Origin of the sequence: Mesorhizobium sp. C395A, from assembly GCF_030323205.1 — a bacterium.
Classification (GTDB): Bacteria; Pseudomonadota; Alphaproteobacteria; order Rhizobiales; family Rhizobiaceae; genus Mesorhizobium.
Genome location: NZ_CP100473.1, coordinates 3108143 through 3128318, shown reverse-complemented (window position 1 = coordinate 3128318; position 20176 = coordinate 3108143). Strand labels below are relative to the sequence as shown.

At 59.7% G+C, this 20176-nt stretch carries 17 protein-coding genes, 1 tRNA gene and 4 pseudogenes; 9 read left to right on the top strand and 13 right to left on the bottom strand.

What is annotated here, in order from left to right:
* Window positions 1-137 precede the first annotated feature (137 nt).
* Entirely contained in the window at window positions 138-2333 is a 2196-nt protein-coding gene (locus NLY37_RS15260; protein ID WP_023741129.1) for an OmpA family protein, read from the bottom strand.
* 202 nt (window positions 2334-2535) lie between these two features.
* Here NLY37_RS15260 and NLY37_RS15255 point away from each other — a divergent pair, with 202 nt between their 5' ends.
* Complete coding sequence (locus tag NLY37_RS15255; RefSeq protein ID WP_023672465.1) at window positions 2536-2982, top strand: YcgN family cysteine cluster protein; 447 nt, start codon at window positions 2536-2538, stop codon at window positions 2980-2982.
* Window positions 2983-3202: 220 nt separating this feature from the next.
* Window positions 3203-3547 carry a hypothetical protein gene (locus tag NLY37_RS15250; RefSeq protein WP_023672466.1) on the top strand — a complete coding sequence of 115 codons (345 nt, stop codon included), beginning with the start codon at window positions 3203-3205 and terminating at the stop codon, window positions 3545-3547.
* A gap of 259 nt (window positions 3548-3806) precedes the next feature.
* Here NLY37_RS15250 and NLY37_RS15245 read toward each other — a convergent pair whose 3' ends face one another.
* Entirely contained in the window at window positions 3807-4517 is a 711-nt protein-coding gene (locus NLY37_RS15245) for an SIMPL domain-containing protein (RefSeq protein WP_023741130.1), read from the bottom strand.
* A gap of 134 nt (window positions 4518-4651) precedes the next feature.
* On the opposite strand from NLY37_RS15245, the gene NLY37_RS15240 reads away from it, so the two are divergent.
* Window positions 4652-4727, top strand: a tRNA-Ile gene (locus tag NLY37_RS15240).
* A 116-nt stretch (window positions 4728-4843) separates the two neighbouring features.
* Here the strand turns inward: NLY37_RS15240 and NLY37_RS15235 are convergent.
* Both NLY37_RS15235 and NLY37_RS15230 read right to left on the bottom strand, forming a co-directional pair.
* Window positions 4844-5164 (bottom strand): tyrosine-type recombinase/integrase, encoded by a 321-nt coding sequence (locus NLY37_RS15235; RefSeq protein ID WP_245270812.1) that lies wholly within the window; start codon window positions 5162-5164, stop codon window positions 4844-4846.
* The gene (locus NLY37_RS15230; protein ID WP_245270817.1) at window positions 5161-5781 is read right to left on the bottom strand and encodes a site-specific integrase; all 621 of its coding nucleotides are present in this window, start codon (window positions 5779-5781) and stop codon (window positions 5161-5163) included. Before NLY37_RS15230 ends, NLY37_RS15235 begins: the two co-directional genes overlap by 4 nt.
* 628 nt (window positions 5782-6409) lie before the next feature.
* Between NLY37_RS15230 and NLY37_RS15225 the strand changes: the two are divergent.
* Both NLY37_RS15225 and NLY37_RS15220 read left to right on the top strand, forming a co-directional pair.
* A pseudogene (locus tag NLY37_RS15225) lies at window positions 6410-6890 on the top strand (toprim domain-containing protein); the annotation flags it as partial.
* A 333-nt stretch (window positions 6891-7223) separates the two neighbouring features.
* Window positions 7224-7636, top strand: a pseudogene (locus tag NLY37_RS15220) (hypothetical protein); the annotation flags it as partial.
* A 20-nt stretch (window positions 7637-7656) separates the two neighbouring features.
* Here the strand turns inward: NLY37_RS15220 and NLY37_RS15215 are convergent.
* Window positions 7657-8643, bottom strand: coding sequence for an adenylate/guanylate cyclase domain-containing protein (locus NLY37_RS15215; protein ID WP_280938679.1), 987 nt, complete (start codon window positions 8641-8643; stop codon window positions 7657-7659).
* Window positions 8644-9785: 1142 nt separating this feature from the next.
* Between NLY37_RS15215 and NLY37_RS15210 the strand changes: the two genes are divergently transcribed.
* Window positions 9786-10472 (top strand): hypothetical protein, encoded by a 687-nt coding sequence (locus NLY37_RS15210; RefSeq protein WP_023741139.1) that lies wholly within the window; start codon window positions 9786-9788, stop codon window positions 10470-10472.
* 273 nt (window positions 10473-10745) lie between these two features.
* Here NLY37_RS15210 and NLY37_RS15205 read toward each other — a convergent pair whose 3' ends face one another.
* A complete protein-coding gene (locus tag NLY37_RS15205) occupies window positions 10746-11126 on the bottom strand; it encodes a hypothetical protein (protein ID WP_023741140.1) in 381 nt (126 codons plus the stop codon).
* A 1215-nt stretch (window positions 11127-12341) separates the two neighbouring features.
* On the opposite strand from NLY37_RS15205, the gene NLY37_RS15200 reads away from it, so the two are divergent.
* Window positions 12342-12566 (top strand): DUF768 domain-containing protein, encoded by a 225-nt coding sequence (locus NLY37_RS15200; RefSeq protein WP_023741142.1) that lies wholly within the window; start codon window positions 12342-12344, stop codon window positions 12564-12566.
* 188 nt (window positions 12567-12754) lie between these two features.
* On the opposite strand, the gene NLY37_RS15195 is transcribed toward NLY37_RS15200, so the two are convergent.
* Window positions 12755-12940, bottom strand: a complete 186-nt coding sequence (locus tag NLY37_RS15195) for a hypothetical protein (protein ID WP_023818950.1) — start codon at window positions 12938-12940, stop codon at window positions 12755-12757.
* 293 nt (window positions 12941-13233) lie between these two features.
* On the opposite strand from NLY37_RS15195, the gene NLY37_RS15190 reads away from it, so the two are divergent.
* Window positions 13234-13473: an exopolysaccharide production repressor protein gene (locus tag NLY37_RS15190; RefSeq protein WP_023680991.1), complete on the top strand. Its 240-nt coding sequence runs from the start codon at window positions 13234-13236 to the stop codon at window positions 13471-13473.
* A gap of 447 nt (window positions 13474-13920) precedes the next feature.
* On the opposite strand, the gene NLY37_RS15185 is transcribed toward NLY37_RS15190, so the two are convergent.
* On the bottom strand, window positions 13921-14136 hold the full coding sequence (locus NLY37_RS15185; protein WP_023741144.1) for a hypothetical protein: 216 nt from the start codon (window positions 14134-14136) through the stop codon (window positions 13921-13923).
* Between the two features lie 870 nt (window positions 14137-15006).
* Between NLY37_RS15185 and NLY37_RS15180 the strand changes: the two are divergent.
* A pseudogene (locus NLY37_RS15180) lies at window positions 15007-15204 on the top strand (winged helix-turn-helix domain-containing protein); the annotation flags it as partial.
* A 277-nt stretch (window positions 15205-15481) separates the two neighbouring features.
* On the opposite strand, the gene NLY37_RS15175 reads toward NLY37_RS15180, so the two are convergent.
* The 5 genes and pseudogenes from NLY37_RS15175 to NLY37_RS15155 form a co-directional block, all read right to left on the bottom strand.
* The gene (locus NLY37_RS15175) at window positions 15482-16021 is read right to left on the bottom strand and encodes a prepilin peptidase (RefSeq protein ID WP_023734680.1); all 540 of its coding nucleotides are present in this window, start codon (window positions 16019-16021) and stop codon (window positions 15482-15484) included.
* Window positions 16022-16030: 9 nt separating this feature from the next.
* On the bottom strand, window positions 16031-16570 hold the full coding sequence (locus NLY37_RS15170) for a tetratricopeptide repeat protein (RefSeq protein ID WP_023734681.1): 540 nt from the start codon (window positions 16568-16570) through the stop codon (window positions 16031-16033).
* Between the two features lie 53 nt (window positions 16571-16623).
* Entirely contained in the window at window positions 16624-17574 is a 951-nt protein-coding gene (locus NLY37_RS15165; protein WP_023734682.1) for a type II secretion system F family protein, read from the bottom strand.
* Window positions 17575-17593: 19 nt separating this feature from the next.
* The gene (locus NLY37_RS15160; protein WP_023734683.1) at window positions 17594-18562 is read right to left on the bottom strand and encodes a type II secretion system F family protein; all 969 of its coding nucleotides are present in this window, start codon (window positions 18560-18562) and stop codon (window positions 17594-17596) included.
* Window positions 18562-19949 (bottom strand): annotated as a pseudogene (locus NLY37_RS15155) (TadA family conjugal transfer-associated ATPase). Before NLY37_RS15155 ends, NLY37_RS15160 begins: the two are co-directional and overlap by 1 nt.
* Window positions 19950-20176 lie beyond the last annotated feature (227 nt).

The following is a 20176-nucleotide window of genomic DNA, read 5'->3' as shown; positions in this document are numbered from 1 at the left end:
ATGAGCCGGTTCTAATACCAGTACAAATTCTTGTTGAACCGGATTGCTGTCCGCAGCTCGACCCATCCCGATCTGCCGGGATGGGTCCTTGTTGTCGATCTGATTCCAGAAAGCTGCTCAAGCCATTAGAAAGCAGATCAATTGTTACTCGCCACCGGTGCCACCAGCGAGGTGATGCGACGGATGCCGACACGGCGGTTCTCGCGGTTGGGCGCCGTGGTGTTGACCTTGAGGTATTCCTCGCCATAGCCCTGAGTGGTCAGGTTTTCCGGCGGGATGCCGAAGGCATTGGTCAGCGCTTCGGCGACAGACTCAGCGCGCCGGTCGGACAGAGCAAGGTTTGCTTCCGGCGTGCCAACCGCATCGGTGTGGCCTTCGATCAGGAAGGTTTCGGCCGGGTTCTTCTTCAACAGTTTCTCCATGGCGGTGGCGACGCCTTCCAGTTTCTGCACTTCGGTGTCGGAGATCGAGGCCGAACCGAACTCGAAGTTCAGCGTGTCGAGGTCGACGCGACGGGCAATGTCGCGCACGCGCGCCGAACGCTTCACTTCGTCGATGGAATAGAGGCGCTGGACCTTCTCCACCGGCGGTTGTTCGAGGAACTCGTAATAATCGTCCGGGCTTTCGACATCTTCCGAATCGAGGATGTACTCGCGGCGCGGGATGGTGAGCCGCATCGGCGGCAGGTCGTCACCGGGATCGCGCCAGTCGTTGTCGTCGTCATAGCTGCGCTCGTCGACATAGCTCAGCACATATTCGTGCCCATCCGGCGTGATGCGCGATCGCCTGATGACGTCGCCATTGCGGTTGCGGATGGTGACGATCTGGATGCCATTGTCGCGCTCGACGATTTCGCGGGTGCGGTTGCCCGACAGATCCTCGTAGTAAACATTCCTGGCGCCGCGGTGCATGCGCGGGGCGTCATTGCTTTGCACGATCGTCTGGTTGTTGAACTGCAGGATGACGCGGTCGCCGAGTTCCTTGACGACGTCGACGCCTCTTGGACGCCGGCGGTCGCGGACGTTCTCATCGGGTGCACGCTCGACGCGTTTGCCTTTTTCCTCCGTCACCGGGGCGATCTTTTCTGGCTGAATTGCCTGCTGAGCCGACTTGTCGTCGGTGGGCGGCGGTCCCTGGTCGACCGGAGCCGGCTTCGGGGCTTGCGCCTCGCTGCCGCCCTGCGCGGGCTGCTCGCCCGTCTGGCCGCCAGCATTCTGGCCGTTCCCATTTTGGCCATCGCCATTCTGGCTGTTGCCGCCCTGGTCCTTGCGGTGCTTGCGCCTGGCATCCTTCTGGCTGTCCAGGATGGGTGCTTCGTCTGGATTGGCCGTGGCTTCGCCTTGCGCCGGCGTCTCACCTTGCGCGGGCTGCTCGGCATTGGCCGGTTGCTCCGCAGGCTGTGGTTCACCGGTCGCAGGCTGCTGTTCGCCCGTCACCGGCTGTTCGCCGACAGTTTTTTTGCCGTGCTTTTTCGCCTGATCCTTCGGCTGTTCACCTTCGGCGGGAGCCGCTTGCTGATCGGCCGGGGGCTGAATCGGCTCGGCCTGCGGCGCGGGCTCTCCGGCAGGCGCAACTTTGACGTCTGGCGCTTTGTCGGCAGGCGCGGCCTCAATCTGCTGATCCTGCTTGCGCTTTTTCTTGCCCGACTTGTTGTCGTTTGCCGGCGCCACCTGTTCGGTGGGCGCTGCTTGCTCGGCAGGCTGCTGGGCCGGCTGTTCAGCGGGCGCCGCTTCGATCTGCTGTTGGTCGCGCTTCTTCTTGCGTGGCTTTAGCGGCTGTTCTTCATTTGCCGGAGCTACCTGTTCGGCCGGTTGTTCAGCCGGTGCTGCCTCGATCTGCTGCTGGTCACGCTTCTTCTTGCGTGGCTTGAGCGGCTGCTCATCGGTCGCCGGCGCTGCCTGGGCGCCGCCCTCATCCGCAGGCGCCGCCTCGATCTGCTGCTGTTGATTGCGCTTCTTTTTGCGCGGCTGCTGTTCCTCGGCGGCAGGTGCGGCCTGTTCGGCCGGGGCCTGCTCGGTCTGCTGCTGATCCCGCTTCTTCCTGCGCGGCTGTTGTTCCTCGGCGGCAGGGGCGGGTTGCTCTGCAGCCGGTGCAGGCTGCTCGGCGGCCGGCGCTGCCTGTTCGGCCTGCTGGCGTTTCTTTTTGCGCGGCAGTTCCTGGTCGGTCTGCTGACCATCTGCAGCAGGGTCGTCCTGGACCAGGATCAGTGGCGCGGCCGTGTGCTGCAAGGGGCCGAAAACGGCGTTGCCCTGCAACGGGGATGCGCCCAACGGCGCGGATGCCATAAGCAGGCCAAGTGCCGTACCTGCCAGTACCCGTGGTTGGCGTTTCATCTTAAATTCTCCTTGTGGGGTCCCATCCCTGCCCAAACTGTCCTTGACCGGATTGGTTCCGGTTTGCAGGCATTACCCGCACCCAAGGACGATTGACCGGCGTTTTGAAGGCAACTTCATGTTTTTCCTATGGTGCGGCCGGAACTTGAAGTCACACAACAGCTTGACCTTGCCGCATGCGGAGGCCACATCTCGACCCATAATGGAAACGCCGTTCTGGAAGACCAAGACGCTGGAAGCGATGACGCCCACCGAGTGGGAATCGCTGTGCGACGGCTGCGGAAAATGCTGCCTGTCTAAACTCGAGGACGAGGATACCGGCGAGATCTACTGGACATCAGTCGGCTGCCGGCTGTTCGATGGGCAAAGCTGCCGCTGTTCGGACTATGCCAACCGGCTGGCGCGCGTGCCGGACTGTGTCGGGTTGACGCCGCAGAATGTGCGCACCATCACGTGGCTGCCGAAAACCTGTGCCTACCGGCTGGTTGCCGAGGGGCACGACCTCTATTGGTGGCACAGGCTGGTGTCGGGAAGTGCCGAGACCGTTCATGATGCCGGCATCTCCATGCGCGGCCGCGTCCGCGCCAGTGAGACCGATCTGGCCGAGCCGGACGACTATTTCGACTATATGCTCGATGACGAGCCCTGAGCATTCTGGAACGGACGCTGCCATAGGGCGTTCTGCGCCATTGGACGTTTTTGACGGTGAGGATCGTTTGCAGCGGTGGAAGGGGCGGTTGCTTTCAACCTGTCGGGCAGATTAACCGAAAATGAACGGCCGGTTCGCGAAGAGTTCAGATTGCAAGGAGCATTCTCCCCCCATCGGTTCGACCAAGACGGGCGCAAGCCCTCAACAAGGAGAGAAGACAATGTTCAACTCGTTCAAGACGGCAGCCCTTTCGGGTCTCGTAGCTCTCGGCACCCTTGCCGCAGTGCCCGCCCAGGCGGACTCGATCTATCTCGGCTTCGGCAACAACCATGACCGCCGCGTCGGCGTCTACACCGGCGACGATGAGGACGGCTTTCGCCGTGACCGCAATTGGCGCCGCTGCTCGCCGGATCGCGCCCTCGACAAGGCCGAGCGCATGGGCCTGCACCGCGTCCGCATCGTCGATGTCAATCGCCGCGTGGTGAAGGTCGCCGGCCGCCAGTATGGCGATCGCGTAGTGGTCGTGTTCGCCAATGAGCGCGGCTGCCCGGTTATCTATCGCTAAGAGAACCAGACTGATCTTCTGCGAAGATCAGTCTGGGATACGACCTTCTGCGAAGGTCGATCCGGAGGCATGTTCCTCTGCCAGGATCAGCCTGGAGTAGCGGCATGACCCTTCTAGGGTTAGCCAGGAGCCCCTTTCCCTCCGCGGAAAGGTGCGGCTCGAAAAAACCCCGGAGGCCAGTCCTTCGGGGTTTTTCATGTCGGAAATCTGCGGTTCCGGCCGACGGGTTCAGCAGAACCGCGCCCGGCCCGGCGGCCTGCTACTTAAGCTCGAATGTCACTGTTACCTGCACGGCGTAGGCATTCTCGCCGGCCTGCACGGGAACCGCGGCGCCTGCCGCATCGAAGGCCTTGGCATTGATCGGCATCGGCGCCGGCGCAACGTTCTGGTCGGTGATTTCCAGCACCCGGCCAATGCTGACGCCGGCGGCTACAGCCAGCGTCTTGGCCTTGGCCATGGCATCGGCGACCGCCTTCTTGCGGGCTTCGGTGACGGCAGCTTTCGGATCCTCGTTGGAGAACGAAATGCCGCCGCCCTGGTTGACGCCCAGCGACACAGCCTTGTCGAGAATCTCACCTGTTTTGTCGATGTCGCGGATGCGCACCGAGAGTGTGTTGGTCACCTGGTAGGCGACAAGCTCGGCTTCCTGGCTGCCGTCGGGCTTGTTGGTGTAGTTGTAACGCGGGTTAATCTGGATGCCGGCGGTCTGCAGGTCGCGGTCCTTGATCCCTGCCGACTTCATTGCCGCGATCACGGCGGCCATGGCGTCGTTGTTGGCGTCGAGTGCCGCGCGTGCGGTCTTGGCCTCACGCATGACGCTGAGCGTCAGCAGCGCCAGGTCAGGCGCCACGGTCGACTGGCCTTCACCCGACACGATGATGCGGGGCGGGGGCAGCGAATCGGCAGCGCTTGCCATCGCCGGAAAAGCGATCGCGGCGGCAAGTGCGAGCGGCAAAATATGTCTGGTCATGAAAATCTCCTCGGTGTGCGATCCAGTCGCGCCTGTCGACTAGGGCGCGAATATGGGCTGATTTGGGCGATCTCGGCCAGCCCGTCCGGAAAGCCTTGTGCCGCGCAAGGAAAAACACTAATCCAGCGCGCGTGGGGCCTGTAGCTCAATGGTTAGAGCCGGCGGCTCATAACCGCTTGGTTGGGGGTTCGAGTCCCTCCGGGCCCACCATCGCCATTGATTTTCTTATTAGAAATATGCCTCAGCCCAAAACGTTTTGGGCCCATTATGGGCCCGAAGAAAAGGGCACCCGATATGGGACCCTGATCATGGTCGGTTGATTTCACTTACTTGACGACGCGCAGGGCCGCTCGCTGCTTCATCGCATCGCGTTTGGCCTCGCGCTCGTTAATGGCGCGGGCTATGTCGACGGCCATTCGCTTCTTGTTAGCCTCCCGGACATATTCGTCCGTCACCGTCATGGAAGAATGCCCCGTCGCCTCCATGATGGCACGCGCTTGGATGTTGCATTCGGCGAGATACGTGCCGAAGGTGCGGCGTAGCCCGTGGAGAGTGTAGCCCTCCGGAATGCCGGCCTGCTTGTTCCAATGTGCCATCATGCCGGTGAGGCTCTTTTCCGCGAATGGACGCCCATAGGCATTCTTCAGTACCGTTCCGCCTTTCGAACGTCGAGCGGCGCCAAGGCTTGCGCCAGCTTGTCGAGGATGGGGATAAACATCTCGCGACCGCCGTGACGGTTGCGGCTCTTCTTCTGCCGGAAATCGAAGGCTTCGATCACCTCTAGGGAGCCATCGAACAGTTCGATCTCCTCGAAAACCAAATCGTCCCATTGCAACGAGGCGATATCGCCTCGTCGGTTGCCCAGCCAAAAGGCGAGCGCGTAACAGGTGCGCGGCGGGGAGCCGATCGGATGGCGCGCCTCGAACTTTTCACAAATGGGGACCGGCCACGCGGGATTGGTGGTGGATTTAGGAATGCGGACGCGGATCGACAGTGAGGGATTGTTCTGCGGTTTGATCCATTTCTCAACTTCGATCCCCACCCACAGGAGCTTCTTGATTGCGACCAGCAGGTGCTTGGCAACCGTCCGGTTGGCGGCAAAGGCGCTTTCGACAATCGCACGCAGATGGTCGGCGTCGAGATGTTCTACTGGCGTATCGCGCCAAGTCAGCGGGTAGGCAGGTTCGACCTGCATCCCAAGGAAGCGTTCAATCAGCCTGACATTCTTCCGCTGCGTTGCTTCGTCAAAGTCCAGCCATTCCATAGTCCCTTCAAGTCGCCGCGCTGCATGACCGAACGTCTTTGGCAACGCCCGACCGGGTAGGTCGATGATAATTGCCTTCAGGCCCTGGCTCTGGGTCGCCCTTTGTAGGCAGCCTCGAATTCCGGATCACCGGGCTGGCCGCGGAGGCGGATTTCAGGCATTCCCTTTGCACGATAGCGATAGACCGTCTTTCCATTTTTGAGGCGCGACGAAACGCCGGGGAAAGTGTCATCCTTGAATGGCCGGGCGATTAAGCCTCCTTCCAGTCCTCTACCGCCGCTTTTTCACATGCGGAGAGACCTCTATCATCGCTTCAAGCGAAAGGTTTTTGCTTTCGAGGGCCCGGGAAAGGTAGCCGATGGGTTTGCAGCAAATCTGGCTGACCGCTTATCTCTGAGCCAGAGCGACATCGTTTTCCTTGCTAGTAACTCATCGCGGTCGCTATCCGCGCTGCTCTTGGCAGCAATTGCATAGTCGGCCCTGTTGGTTCGAAAGTCCTGTTTCTGCAAGGGCATGGTTGCTACTCCCGTCGGCCTCCCCCTCGGCCCGACGGAGCCAGTAGCTGCCGATGCATCGCGAGAGTCTACCAATCGGGGATTGCGTTAAAAATGAAAACACTCAGCGGATGTTAAACGCCGGATTGACCGGCGCGCACCGCACCTGGCTCGCACGGGACAGCGCCGGCAAGGCACCCGTCGACACGCCGCGTCGGGCAATGGGTGACCTTCTGAGTCACGCCGTCCGCTTCGGCGTACCCGACAGCGTCATGGCGGCAGGCGAAGGTCGAGACGACGCTGTCGCTCAGATGCGCCTTGCCTGACATGGCGATGGCTGCAGCACTCTCGGCAGCCCATCTTGCCGCCATCCTGTTCCCTCCGAACCTGCGGCGGCTCTACGTCATCCGCGACAACGATCCGGCCGGTGACGGTGCCAGAGACAGCCTGATGGAGCGCGCGACCGACGCCGGAATCGAGGCAATCGTGCTGTCGCCGGCTATGGAGGACTTCAACGAAGACCTCGGCCGTTTCGGACTTGCCGCCTTCCGTGCCCCGATTGCGGACCAACTGATGCGCAAGGACTGCCTCCGCTATCTGAAGCGGTTTACTTGAGCCGGCAGGGAAGCGTGCGGCGGCGCACGGTGCCGGCGGCGTTGCCTGGATGCGGTAGAGAACCGCGATCCGGCCTTCGAGAGGGCGATCAGCCCACAAGCTCGCCGGCCAGGCAATGGCGGCGGCCGACTATTCTCCGGCGGCGCGCGATTGCTGGCGAAAGCCAGCGATAGGGTGCGACGCCTTTCCATCGCGATGCAAAATAGCCGGCCGCCGCCATCCTTCGCTACGCTCCGGCCCTCCGCTTCGCTTCGGGTGTCCGGCCAACCCGCCCACGGGCTCTCGTCGCCATGAAGGCCGCGAGGGGCGCGGTCAAACCGACGGGAGCATCCCATGGCCGAGCACGACGACACCGAACCGCACCACGCAGCTTCTCCGACCGCTCACATCCTCACCGAACTCCAGCTCTATGGCTGGCGCCCCTATGCCGACGAGCCCGACCCGCGACTGCTTCCCAGCGGCGACCACGTGGCCGGAGCCGTGGCCGACATCTATGACGCTCTCATCGCCACCTTGGCCGACACGCGCCTCGAACCCGACCTCGATGACCTGCTCTGGTCCGTCACCAATGTCTTCCACCGAGTTGTACACCGGATCGAGCGGCAACTGGACGACAACGAGCATGCCCAGCGCTGCCTGCAGCGCGAACAGGATGGCAGCGAGATCAAGGCGGTTGAACTCGAGACACTCACCGCCCAGGGCCAGACCATGATCGACGGCGCGATGCCTTCGACCTGATGCGTGACTAGGCGGCCAACCACTACGATCAGGCCGGCGCAATCTTCGCCGCGAGCAGAACGCGGTTCGCCAATGTGTGGACGCTGAGTTCCTTACGATGTTGGGCGGAGAGATCGAGCGGTTTGAACGCGCCGCCGAGGTCGAGCGAGAGCAACTCGGCGTAGATCGGTCCGACCTCCGAGGGATGTTCCCCGTAACGTTGAACAATCGCGCGAAATTTTTCATCGCGCATGGCTTCGCTGTCGGCGGATGAAAAGCCTGCAAGCCGGCTTAGGCGTTGGATGATGGGGTAGAAGGCTGAGGTGATGTGATAGGGGGAGCACTGCAGCCGGATTAGCTCATGATGGCTCTCATAAAGCCGTTCCTCGAGCGCATCCACGAGGCGCGACTTCCCGATGCCCGCTTCTCCCGACACGAAAACCGCCTGGCCTTGGCCGGCTTCGGCCAACTCCCAGCGCTCGAGCAGAATGCCGATTTCGCTGGTTCGGCCGACGAACTTCGACAAAGCGCGATCGTGCGCTGCGTCGAACCGGCTTTCCACCTCCCGCTCGCCACGAACCGCGAATAGGGCAATAGGCGATTTGAAGCCTTTCAACTCCTGCTCACCGAGGCTCTCGATCTCGAAGGACTGCCCGGCGAGCCGACGCGTGCTGTCGGCAACGACGATCTGACCGGGAGCGGCAGCGCTTTGCAGGCGCGCCGCGAGATTGGGTGTGTCCCCTGCGATTGAGGCGCGCTCGTTCACGCTGCTGCCCGCAATGTCGCCGACCACCACGTGGCCCGATGCGATGCCAATACGCGCCTTCAGTTGCTCGCCGTCGGGCGATTGGATGGCCTCGACTGCGGCGAGGGCCTGGAGGCCAGCCCGAATGGAACGCTCTGCGTGATCCTCGTAAGCCATCGGCCACCCGAAATAGGCAAGCACGCCGTCTCCGAGATATTTGGCAACATCGGCCTCGAATTGTGGGGCAGGGAAGGGCGGGCACGCTCCCGAACGTTGATCATGCAGTAGCACGGCTATGACTGACGTCTGTGCACGAGAAGGGAAGGCAGGAAGGAGGGTAGTAGTGACGACGGATATGGCTGGACAGAAATCGGATGGCCTGCTCTTCCACAATCGGAGCCGTGAGGCTCGATCGAATTGCACCCATGATGGATGGAGCGGATAGATAAGTAATATCAGACGTTGCGGGAGACCGTGCAGAAATCGCACACGGAAGTCCTGCTTCTCTTCTTTTTCGTTCCCACGACGGAGCCGCCGACAGCCCCATTCGGACGTTCTTTGCCGACGATATTGCGTTGCAATAGACGTTTGAATACAAACAATCCGACAGGTCCATATCGCATGCTTTATACGCTAAGGGATTGGATTAGCCGAAGCAGGCCCATATCCTCGAAGGAGTCGATGCCATCCAGATCCGGTCTTGCCTCGGCATTTACCCGGGTTTTCCTGCCAATGTCGGTTTTGCGCTCATCCCTTCCTGCACACGTCGATGCGGCCTTGCCGGCGCCGCGCATCCGCTTCTCTCCAGGCGGCTGGCAGGTCCCCAACATGTCCTTGATGTGCCGCGAACGAGCCGCGGCCGCCAGCAAGGGTCCAAGCGATTCTAAGAGGCATTTTGCGCAGCAGATGTTTCAGGGTAAGGTCTGGAAGGAATACGACTGCACCGAAGCCCTTAGCCGCTCGCGGGCTTTGTAGATGAGTGCGGATCTCGTCGGTGGCGCGTTCGCCAACGTTGTCTCAGATGTAGAACACGGCGACAGCGGCAAGGATCAACAGAACTAATCGCATGATCTGCGCCTCGGTAACGTGGTTTGCCCACGGCGCCTTAAGCGAGTTGAAGGTTTCGGCCCGAGCCCGCGCGCATCCTCAACACCAGCAGGCGCGTCGCTGCGAATGGCGTCAAAACAATAAGCGCCATCGTGGTGTTGACTAAGAACGACAGCAAACAGATCGAGCTTTGGGCGTAGCAAACGGATTCCATGGCGTTCCCCTTTTCCATCGTTACTGGTGGCCTCCGTGCGGCAAGAATGATCCTGGTTCACGAGAAATACAAGCAGTTGCTAATACGTTGATCTTTCCCCTAGGGTTGGGGCAACGATGCGAATCGACGCCGGTCAGTTGTTTGGATAGCGATTGCCCTTGTCCTGGCGGCGTTGGCGATCACGGCGGCGATCATTGGCTTTCAGAATTTACAGCGCTCGTCACCGATCATGGTCTCGGCTGTCTCGGCCTTTAATAGTGGGGGGCTCGTCCCTGGCCCCACGGTTAAGGCGCCCTCGAAAAACCTTGGTGCTGTTGCTACCGGTAGGGATATCTGGCTCGAAGTCTCATGGAAGTTTTTCGGGGAGTTGCGGACGCTGGATACCGTAACTGTCGGCGACCTTCGGGCAAGGCGCCTGGTGCGCAGTCATGATGTGCCCTCAAGCGCCAATTCCGAGATCTGGTTCATATCAGCCGGCAGCGGCGACATATTGGAAAACACAACGTCGACCGACATCGGGTTCACTTTTGATGGCGGCAACCCGTCTGTCACGGCGCAGATTTACAGAGTGGTTGGAGCTTCTGAGATACCTGCCGCGATAGCTGCAGAAAGCGGCGACAGGATTACCATCACCATTCCAGCCGATGGCATCGCTTTTATCTCGCTCATCGCTTCCGGCACCACCTCCGGGTCCATGAGCAATGTCACCGAAGATTTTAGTGCCCTTTGTGGAAAGGATTTCCTTGGCATCCATGCATCAACAAGTTCGACCTCCGCTGAATCAGAGACTGCTACGTTTTCGGGAAACTCAACGGCAGATTTTGCTGCTGTCGCACTTCAGTCGGCCGCAGCGAGATAGCTAACCAGCCAGCGCCATTCCAAAGCAAACGCCTAGGCCGACAGCGAGGCCAAGGAACAGCTTGGCGGCTAAGATCGAGGGCGAAGGCGCGGACTGGGCGCCACACGTCTGAGCGGGGCTCTCTGAGGGCGTTGGCGATATCATCGAACACCGTTTCCATGGAATGATTCTAGATCGGAACTCCGGGAATGTGAATCCCCTGTTTGTTCCACTTTCGCCCCATTGGGCAACCTGCACGGTTCGCCCCGAAACCGTGCAGGCAGCAAAGGTGGCTTAACGCACCACTCTTAAGCCACTCGACTCCAGCCACGCTAGTGCCGTCTCTGCAAAGGTCGCGCAATTGTCCAAAGGATCATTGTTTTCATAGAGCGTGGCTTGATAGGCTGCTGCTATGCCTTCAAAAATGGCGGTTAGAACTTGGTCGCGGCCTCTGGCGGCGTCAGCGGCCGGTTCAACAGTCATCTTTGGTGTTTCTGGGTGTTTGCCTTCCATGAGGAAGTCGAGGAGCGCCGACACCAGCCACTCGGCGCTGTCCCTGTCCAGTTCGAGGAAGGTTGTGTGGTCGTCATCGGTCACCAGTTTCAGTGCGCCTCGCAACGGATTCCGCGATACCACCGTCACGTCACTATCCTGATATTCGACAATTTTGGTCATCACTTTGCTCCATGTTTTTTAGTGGCCGCAACGCCGCCATGGGCGCGGAAGCCGGATTGTTGTTGTTTGGAGTTGTGCTTGGGCAGCCGTGCTGCTCGTTGTCTACGACGTAAGGGCTCCCCCATCGTCGGTTATCACGCGGCTTCATTTCCAAAGGTGCCCGGGCCGCTTCTCTCAAGGCACGCAGTGAAGGTACCTAACCCGCTCGGGCAGTCAAGAGGGCGGAGGGGGCAAGCCATGCGGCTGGCACCAACCGCTAGCTAGGCTGCCTCGTTATTCTCACCCTTGGAACATTGTGGCCTCGAACACTTCGGGCGTTGCACTGCCCCATCAGTGCACGTTCCCTTGTTCTGTTGGAACTGGCCGGCTGCCGAAAGGAGGCCGGCTTTTTTGTATATAAGCGGAACCTGAAATTTGGGGGCTTTGTTGATAGAACGGCAGCGAGTGGGTGTTCGCTGCTGGTCGAGGTCCCGCAAGACTCGGCCGGGCTCGCATCACCTCGCCGGGCGGTGCGAGCCCACAATCGCGGGCCATCTGGTCCGCTGCTTCAGCTTGGGCTTCATCAGAATGAAGGGCGACATGGTTCATCCGAATGTAGAAATTTGCGTTGGGGGGAGGTGAGAATGAGGCTACCAGGAAATGTGTTGGCTGGGAGAACGCCCAGGTGCAGTGCGGTCCGCGAAAGCGATCAATGAGGTTGAATGCACAGAACGTGCCGCCAAGACAGCCAGGTTGAAATCGCTACGCTTGGCTCAGATCTTGCCAGAGGCCGACCCGCACTTTTCGTTCAACGAGGAACTCGACTGCTCGGTACTTGTCGCCGTGCTGGCTCGGGAACCGCATAATGATCCAAAGCGGCCCGAATCCCATTCTTTCCGGCGGCTGCCCCTGCGACGAGGCCTTTGATCTCCTCAAGCAGCGCCGTTAGGCTTTGTCAACAATCGGCTTTTTTCGCCGTGGCGACCCCACATGGCTCTCAACAACGCGCACGTGCTCGGCGTCGACAGTCACCAGTGGCCGCAGGCTGACGGTTACCTTGTCGCCGTCGATGCGCGTGACCGGGCCGACTAATTCCATATCTGGCCGATCACGGCCTTCGAAGTCGAATCGACAACCGCATGCGGGAAGTCATAGGAGGGAATCGTCACGCTTATGCCATCGGGTGTCACCCGGCCGCAGGCGGGTGCAGTGTCAAGGATGAGAGGTTGCTAACAAATGAGCGTCCGTGGCCTGAGGTTTCTCGATAAGTGGGTAGCCAAACAACTGCCCATTGTGGCGCGGGGAGACCCCATCTCGGTTGGCGACTTGAAAGACCAGTTGATGACAGCTGCCGAGAAGGCCGGGATTCCTGCCGACGAGATCAACGGCGAGCTTGAAAGCGTCTTCGAATTGATTATCGAAGTGAATCGTCGTGTCGCCGAAAGGGTGGACTTAGCCTGAGGCTTCCCCGACGTGCCGGTCATGTCCTACATGCCGGACTGCCTGACAAGGGGCTCGCTTACCTAACCGGCCAGCGCCACGCCAATGCCATCTCAGAGCAAATGTAGATCGACACCGCGAATCCGTGAATCCCCGGTTTGTTCTGGTCATGGCTTCTGCGCCGGTCGGGTCACACAGCGCTGGTGCGTTCACCCCTCCGGCTGGGCAGGGTCCGGTTCTTGGTGCCGCTCTCGTTCTTTTTCGAGGAACAGCTTGGCGAGTTCGCCCCACTCAGGATGATCCGTGGTTTTATGCTCTTCTACGAACTCGAGGAAAGCCTTGCGCAAAGCGTCAAGGTCGAAAACCCCAAGATGCTCGCCCATACCGTCGTCCATGCCCGCGACTCTCAACGGTATTAGCTTGTCCTCTCGTTTGAGCCTTCAAGAGGGATTCCCTGAGTTTTGGCTTGGGAGCGCCTACATGGTTAATGGCGTGATTGCTAATATGACTATATCTAGGCAGCGCGGAGGCTCTATCTTCGCGCGCGGTGGCCGGTGCGGCCCCACACCCAAAGACTGCAGCGACCATTTCTGTGGATGAGTAGTGCTAGCCGATGCGACATCATGCTGCAGCGATATTTTAGAATCGGCTAATTGTGCAATCGCTAAATTAATGAAATGCGTGAGGAATGTATTTTCCACAGTTCCTGGTCGGCATGTCTGCCACTGCGATCATTGTGGCGATCTGGACCTACATCGAAGCCGGTTCAATTTGGACCGCGCTCGGCTGTGCGGTCCTTGCGCTGATCGTTCTGCAAGTCGGGTACGCCGGGCTGGTCGTTTGCTTGATATACTGGCGATCATCGGAAGCGGCTGACTCGACTAGTCGAATTTCGGTCGCGGCTCAAGAGAACCTCGACGGCATCTGATAGCCCGCGTCCGTCTCGGCACGGTCACGTGGCCCTGGGGCAGCAGTTTTGCCTCGCAGTGCCGCCAGCAAGTGGGCCTACAACGTGTTTGCGGTGACAGACACCTACCCCGAGCTTCGGGCTGAAAGCCTTATCATTGATCCAGACGCGGAACTGGAGGACGGGTGCGTTGTGGTCGCCATGTTTGGAGGCGGTCATCCGCAAACCATGAGCTGGCGCAACAATCACGGGCGAGGCTATGGGGCCGCTTTGCCGCCAAGGGAAGTCTGCACGAGACGTTCCTTCTCGATTCCCTGGTGTGCGGACGAGGGCCATCTTCTTGCATTCGCATCCTCGGCCGGGTGTTCGGCACCGGCCGCGCTTCCCGCGCTACAGAACCTGGAACGATCCAGTTTAATTCTTGAATAATTTGGCTCGCTGCCTCACGGTGGCGGGCTTTTTTGTTGCTCAGCCCCAACGTCTCGACGCCGGGCTGCGGAACGCAAACGTCGTGATGTCGTCACGGGAAATCCCGATGTCGCTGAGCATGTCGTCTGGTGACTTGCTCAACTCGTCCGTCGCCTTCAACAGCGCCTTCTGCTCGGCTCGATGACGGACCCAATCGGCAAGGGGACCAACTGCGACAAGACGAAGATTCACAAGCATAGGAAGGTTCACAAGCATCGGGACCACTCCCTTTACCCCTGCAGGAAACTGCACGTAGCCTACGCCGATACGTCGATGCGTCCATGACAAACCTCACAGTCCGATCCGACGGGGCAAAAACTGCCCGGACGCCTGACGGTGGCGGGCCTTTTATATATTAGCAATGCATAAAATTCGAGAAGGTTCATGGCATGGTTGTTAGCAAACTCGCTGCTATCGTGCGACGCAGGGCTCGGTGGATGGTGTGCTGGAATGCGCGGGGCTGGATGGATCAGGGGTCTGATGGAAGCTGACGCTCGCGATCTGCGGAGCGAGATCAGTCGGCTACAAATAGACTTGATCGCTGCCGCCAACTCTCAGGGTAAATCCAGGCTGCATGACGTCGCGCACACACTGCGATGCCAGAAGGCGCGGCTGGAACGTCTGGAGGAGTGCCTCGCTTCAATGACGTCGAATGTCCGGCCAGAGGCATCCGCAACCCCGCCCCATGAAGGCCGGCCGTAAAAGGCAGCTCATCATTTCCGAAAGAGAACCCGCTGCCTCACGGTGGCGGGCTTTTTATTGCTCAGCCCCTTGCCGGCAGCGTCTTGTCCGTGTTGCGGCGGAAGGTCATGCGAAGCCGGAAATTTTTTGCCAGGAATGGTCGCCTCCGCGCCGATCGCCGGCTCCCGAGGCAGATCACCACCAGGCGACTCCTGCAAAAGCAGATAATTTGGGAGACTGTGTGCAGAGAGCGCACAGATTCTTCTTCTCTTCCTTTTTTCGATCTGGAACCTGCCATTGAAGCGATCTTCGATGATCCTACCAATGTCGTTAGGAGCGCTGGGGAACGCATGGCACGCTGTGCAGGCGCGAACTGAGGCGGGGCGGCGGGCGCGCGGCCGCTAGCAAGAGATCCTGGCGGTCTTCGCCGCACGGGTCGGCGAAACCATGCCGCGTTATGAACTCGCCGGTGACGATTCGGAAGTCGGCGAGCGCACCATCGACGTCCAGATCAACCGGCTGAGCCGCAAGATCGAGCGCGATCCGCTCCAAATCCGGGTCTCGCTGCAGACGGTACGCGGTATTGGGGACAGGCACCACTGATCACTATGTACGGCGCCATTTTCGGACGAACGTCTTTTTGATGATTGGGAGCGGTGGCGGTTCGGCGCTGATAATTGTTGGTGTCGCCGGTTTGTTGACAACAGCCGCAAACGGGAACGCCACGGCACCAACAATCAATCCAGCCGCCAACCAGGCAACTGTCGACCGGTAATCCTGTATCATAGCGCACCCTCAATAGGCAAATAGACTGCCAGTTCGGCATTAAGCAAAGGTTACGTCGGCGCGCGCTTCGTGCAGCAGAGCGGACTGCCGAGGTTCAATTAAGCTGATCCAGGATTCCGGAGCTGCTCGCCACCACCCAACTCCCGTAAATCTGGAAACCGATAGCGCCAATCGCAGCTGCCGAAATCGGCACGCCAAAAGGAACGACGCCCTTCCTGTCCATATGCTGGACATAGACGCGAAACGCGCCCGCCGGCAGCAGGAACGGGTTTTTCATGACCGCCACCGTGGCGACGGCGAAAACCAATAGCAGCACCGAGAAAATGGCGAGACCGCTTCCACCGGTCAGAAACGGGACGACCGCAATCAGCTTGACGTCTCCGGCTCCGACCTTGCGCAAAATCCAGAACGGGAAGAGCGCGACGAACAGCAAAATTCCGGCGATCACGCTCAATCCCATATCCCACCACGATCGGCTTGCTATGGAAACAAGCTGAAGCGATCCCAGCCCGAGACACAAAAGCAGCAGCACATGACGGTTGGATATCTTCTGGGACGAGAAGTCTATCCAGGCGACCCATGCCAGCAGAGGGATCGCAAACGCCTTCAGCAGCAGCGAAGCGGCAAACAACATACAGGCGCTCTACCGTTCGACGTTCTGCACGCTGGACGATAGCAGCTTCAGATTGTTGACCACGGTCGGATCATTGGGCGCCAGTTCGTAGGCCTTGAGGAAATTGCTGCGCGCGTCCTGCAGCTTGCCGCGCAGCAGATAGGAATAGCCGATATTGTTGTAATATTCGGGCGTCGCACCCAACAGCTTGAAGGCCCGGCCATAGGCCCGATCGGCAAGGTCGAAGCGATGGATCCGGTCGCAGGAGGCGGCCAGTCCCATCCAGGCGCCACCATCATTGCGGGCAAGCTGCGTCGCCTTGAAGAACAGGGCGCCGGCATTGCCGTAATTTTCCGCGCGGAACTGGTTCTTGGCCTCGGCAACAGCCTGATCCGAGGCATAATATTCGACGTCACCAACTGTCTTCAATCCGTCGAAAGCGTCGCCAAAAGACGTCAAGTCGCCTTTCGACGGCTCGTTGGTTCGAACGACACCGTCCGCCCCGTTCGTCTGGCAGCCGGCAAGTGCCGCCATGAACAGGCAGGCCACGACTGCAATTGGCCTTTTCATACAATCTCCCCGTGAGTCCCCCGACCCATATTAGGACCAAAGCATGTGCGCAACTAGAAGAAAATCCCCTTCATGCGAATGACCACCGGCAGCATGATTACCATCATCACCACAGGAAAGATGCAGAGTCCCAGTGGGATCATCATTTTGACAGGCAAGGAATTGGCGCGCTCTTCCGCCTGCAGAATCCTCTGGCTGCGCATCTCCGCGCTGTAGACGCGCAGGGCGTCGGTAAGGCTGGTGCCGAGTTCTTCCGATTGACGGAACAGGACAGCCAGTGCCCGCGCCTCGTCAAGTCCGATGCGATCGGAGAGTTCGCGTAGCGCTTCCCGCAAGGGTTTGCCGGCGCGCAGTTGCAAATTCATGATCGACAGCTGTATTCCCAGCCATTTGTGGGTGGCGGCCATTTCATGGCTGACGCGTTCGACCGCCCCCTCCAGGCTCATGCCGGCATCGGCGCAGGTGATCATCATATCCATGAAGTCGGGGAAGGCTCGACGATAGATCTGTTTCTGGCTGTTCTCGAAACGGTCGAGCAGAATGGCGGGAATTACCATGCAGGCCAGGCCGAAGAGGGCAGAGCCAGCAAGGGTGATAAAACCTGGCAGGTGCGGCGGCAGAACCCGTGACAGGAGTGCATACATTGCCAGAAAACCGACGCAGACTGCGACAAGACGGGATAGCGTATAAATCAGCGGCGCGCTTGATTGGTAAAAGCCGGCGCGAAACAGCTTCGCTTCCAAGGCGTTTGGCTCTTCCCGCTCCCTCTCGATCGATTTGAAGTAGGCATCGACCGGCCGTTGCGCCGCAAGCTTGGCAAGCTGGTCTTGTCCGAGCATCGATCGGCGGTCTGTAATCCTTTCGCCCATCAGGCTCTGCGCAACGAGCTTTCGTGTCTGCAGAGCCGGCAAGAAGACAAGCGCACCGAACAGGAAGAAGGACACCGCCGCCACAAAGACGGCAATAGACACCAAGAAGCCCAGGTCCTGAATGTTCGAAAACAATTTCTTTCGTCGCCCCCAGTCAAAAATCGAAAGTAACCATCCGGTACATGATGAAGTCGCCAAGCAGCGCCCACAACCCAAAAAGCAGGAATACCGGGAAGATGAGCGGGTCGCCCCAGACGGCGCCGTAATAGGCTGGGGAAAGGATTTGAAGCGTGAAGAACATCACAATAGGAAACAAGGAGATGATCCACGCGGAGACACGACCTTCGGCCGAAAGCGCCCTGATTTTCATTCGCAATTTCTGCCGTTCACGCATAACCGAGGAAAGATTGGCCAGAATTTCAGTAAGATTGCCACCCGTCTTGGCCTGGATCGACAGCGATACCGACAGCAGCTGAAGGCCCTCGAAGCCCACACGCTGCGAAAGCTTTCGCACGGCCTGCTCGATGCTGAGACCAAAGGTGATCTCGTCGGAGACGATGCCGAACTCGGTGCCGAGCGGATCGGGCATTTCGCGCGCGACCAGACCGATCGCGACCGAAGCAGGGTGTCCGGCCCGCAGCGAGCGAACAATCATGTCGAGCGCATCCGGCAGCTGTTTAGCGAACTTCCGGATTCGTTTGTTGCGGGCACGCCGGAGGACGAGAAGCGGCAGGACAAGCCCTATGACCAGAAAGATAATGAGCGATGCCAAGGCGGAAAAATTGAAGAGAACCAGCAGCAACGCCATCGCCAGCCCTGCAAGCAGAAATGTTGCGGCGAAGGTCAACGGATTTCCGGTAATGCCGGACTGGGTATAGAGCCTGTTCAGCCAGACCATTCCAAAAAGAAAGTCGCCGGATTCAGTGAGACCGCGCTCTCGCAGCAACCCCTGTAGCGTTTGTTCGGCCGGAACGTCGCCAGCGAGTCGCTTCAGCCGGCGATTGACTGCCATAGACCGGGAGCGGCGGCCGGCAAAGGAAAGATAAAGGGCTTCACCGGCGAGAATGACCGAGGCCGCCGCCAGCATATAGATGAAATACAGCAGAGCTTGACCCGTTAGCATCAGAGGGCAACCTGCGGGTTGAAGGCGTCCTTGGCAAAATGGTGCCCCAGGGTTGCGGCCTCCGGAGCGAACCGCGGGCGGACGCCGGTTGCGCGAAAGTCTCCGATGACCTTGCCCTCGGCTGTGACCTCACGGCGGACGAAATGATAGATTTCCTGAAGCTGGACGACATTACCCTCCATGCCAGTCAGCTCCGATATGGAGGTGACACGCCGGCCGCCGTCCGAAAGACGCTGTGTCTGGACGATGATGTCAATGGCGGAGGCAATCTGCGCCCGGATTGAATCATGCGTCATCGGCATGCCGGCCATGCCGACCATCTGTTCAAGCCGCGAGATCGCGTCGCGCGGCGTGTTGGCATGGATGGTGGTCATCGACCCCTCATGGCCGGTGTTCATCGCCTGCAGCATGTCGAAGGCTTCCTCGCCGCGCACCTCGCCGACGATGATGCGGTCCGGCCGCATGCGCAACGCGTTCTTCAGCAATTCGCGCTGGCGCACCTCGCCCTTGCCCTCGACATTGGGGGGCGCGTCTCCAGCCGGCCGACATGCGGCTGCTGCAGCTGCAACTCGGCCGCATCCTCGATGGTGATCAGTCGTTCCTTCGATGGTATGTAACTCGACAGCGCATTGAGCAAGGTGGTCTTGCCGCTGCCGGTGCCGCCCGAAACCAGGATCGATTTGCGCGCCTGGACGGCGATCCGTAGCAGCTCGATCATCGGCGGCCGGATCGAATTAAATGCCATCAAACGCTCGAGCGAATAAGGGTTCTTGGAGAATTTGCGGATCGATACCAGCGGACCGTCCACCGAGATCGGCCGCACCGCGATGTTGACGCGCGAGCCGTCCGCCAGGCGGGCGTCAACCATCGGCGACGATTCATCGACACGCCTGCCGATAGCCGAAACGATCTTGTTGATGACGCGCAGCAGATGCGCCTCGTCACGAAACCGGATGGCCGTCTCTTCAACCAGGCCACGCCGCTCAATGAAGACACGCTTGTGGGTATTGATCAGGATGTCGGTAATGGAGTCGTCCTTGAGCAGCGGCTCGATCGGCCCGAGCCCGAGCATCTCGTCGGCCGTGTCACTGGTCAACTGGTCGAGTTCACGCGCATTCAGCGGCACACTTCGGCCGCGCACGAATTCGCGCACAATCGGCCGAATTTCGTTCAGGATCTCATCTTTCGATGCCGTTTCAAGCGCGGCAAGATTGAACCGGTCGATCAGGTGACTGTGGATCTCGACCTTGAGCGTCAGGAAATCGTCGCCGCGGGATTCAACATCAGCGGCCGGCGAAAGGGCCGGAGCGGCAGGCAGCACCGTCGGCTGCTCCGCCCTTACCGCGGCCTGCTGCTCGCTTGGTCCCTTGATAAACCGCCCCAGCATAATCCCTTATACCCCGCTAGCCCTTATTAGCGGAAACTAACCGTTAACCAAGCGAGGCACAAGCGCTGGAGGGTCTCACGTGAGGCCAATGCTTTCAACATAGTTAAGGAGGACGCCAGAAAAATATCGTTTTATTTCGACGCCGCGCGCTTAGCCCTCTCCCAAACTTCCGGCTCACGGGACCTTTCATACCGCAACAAATGAGATGCGGGGTGAAAAATGTCGGT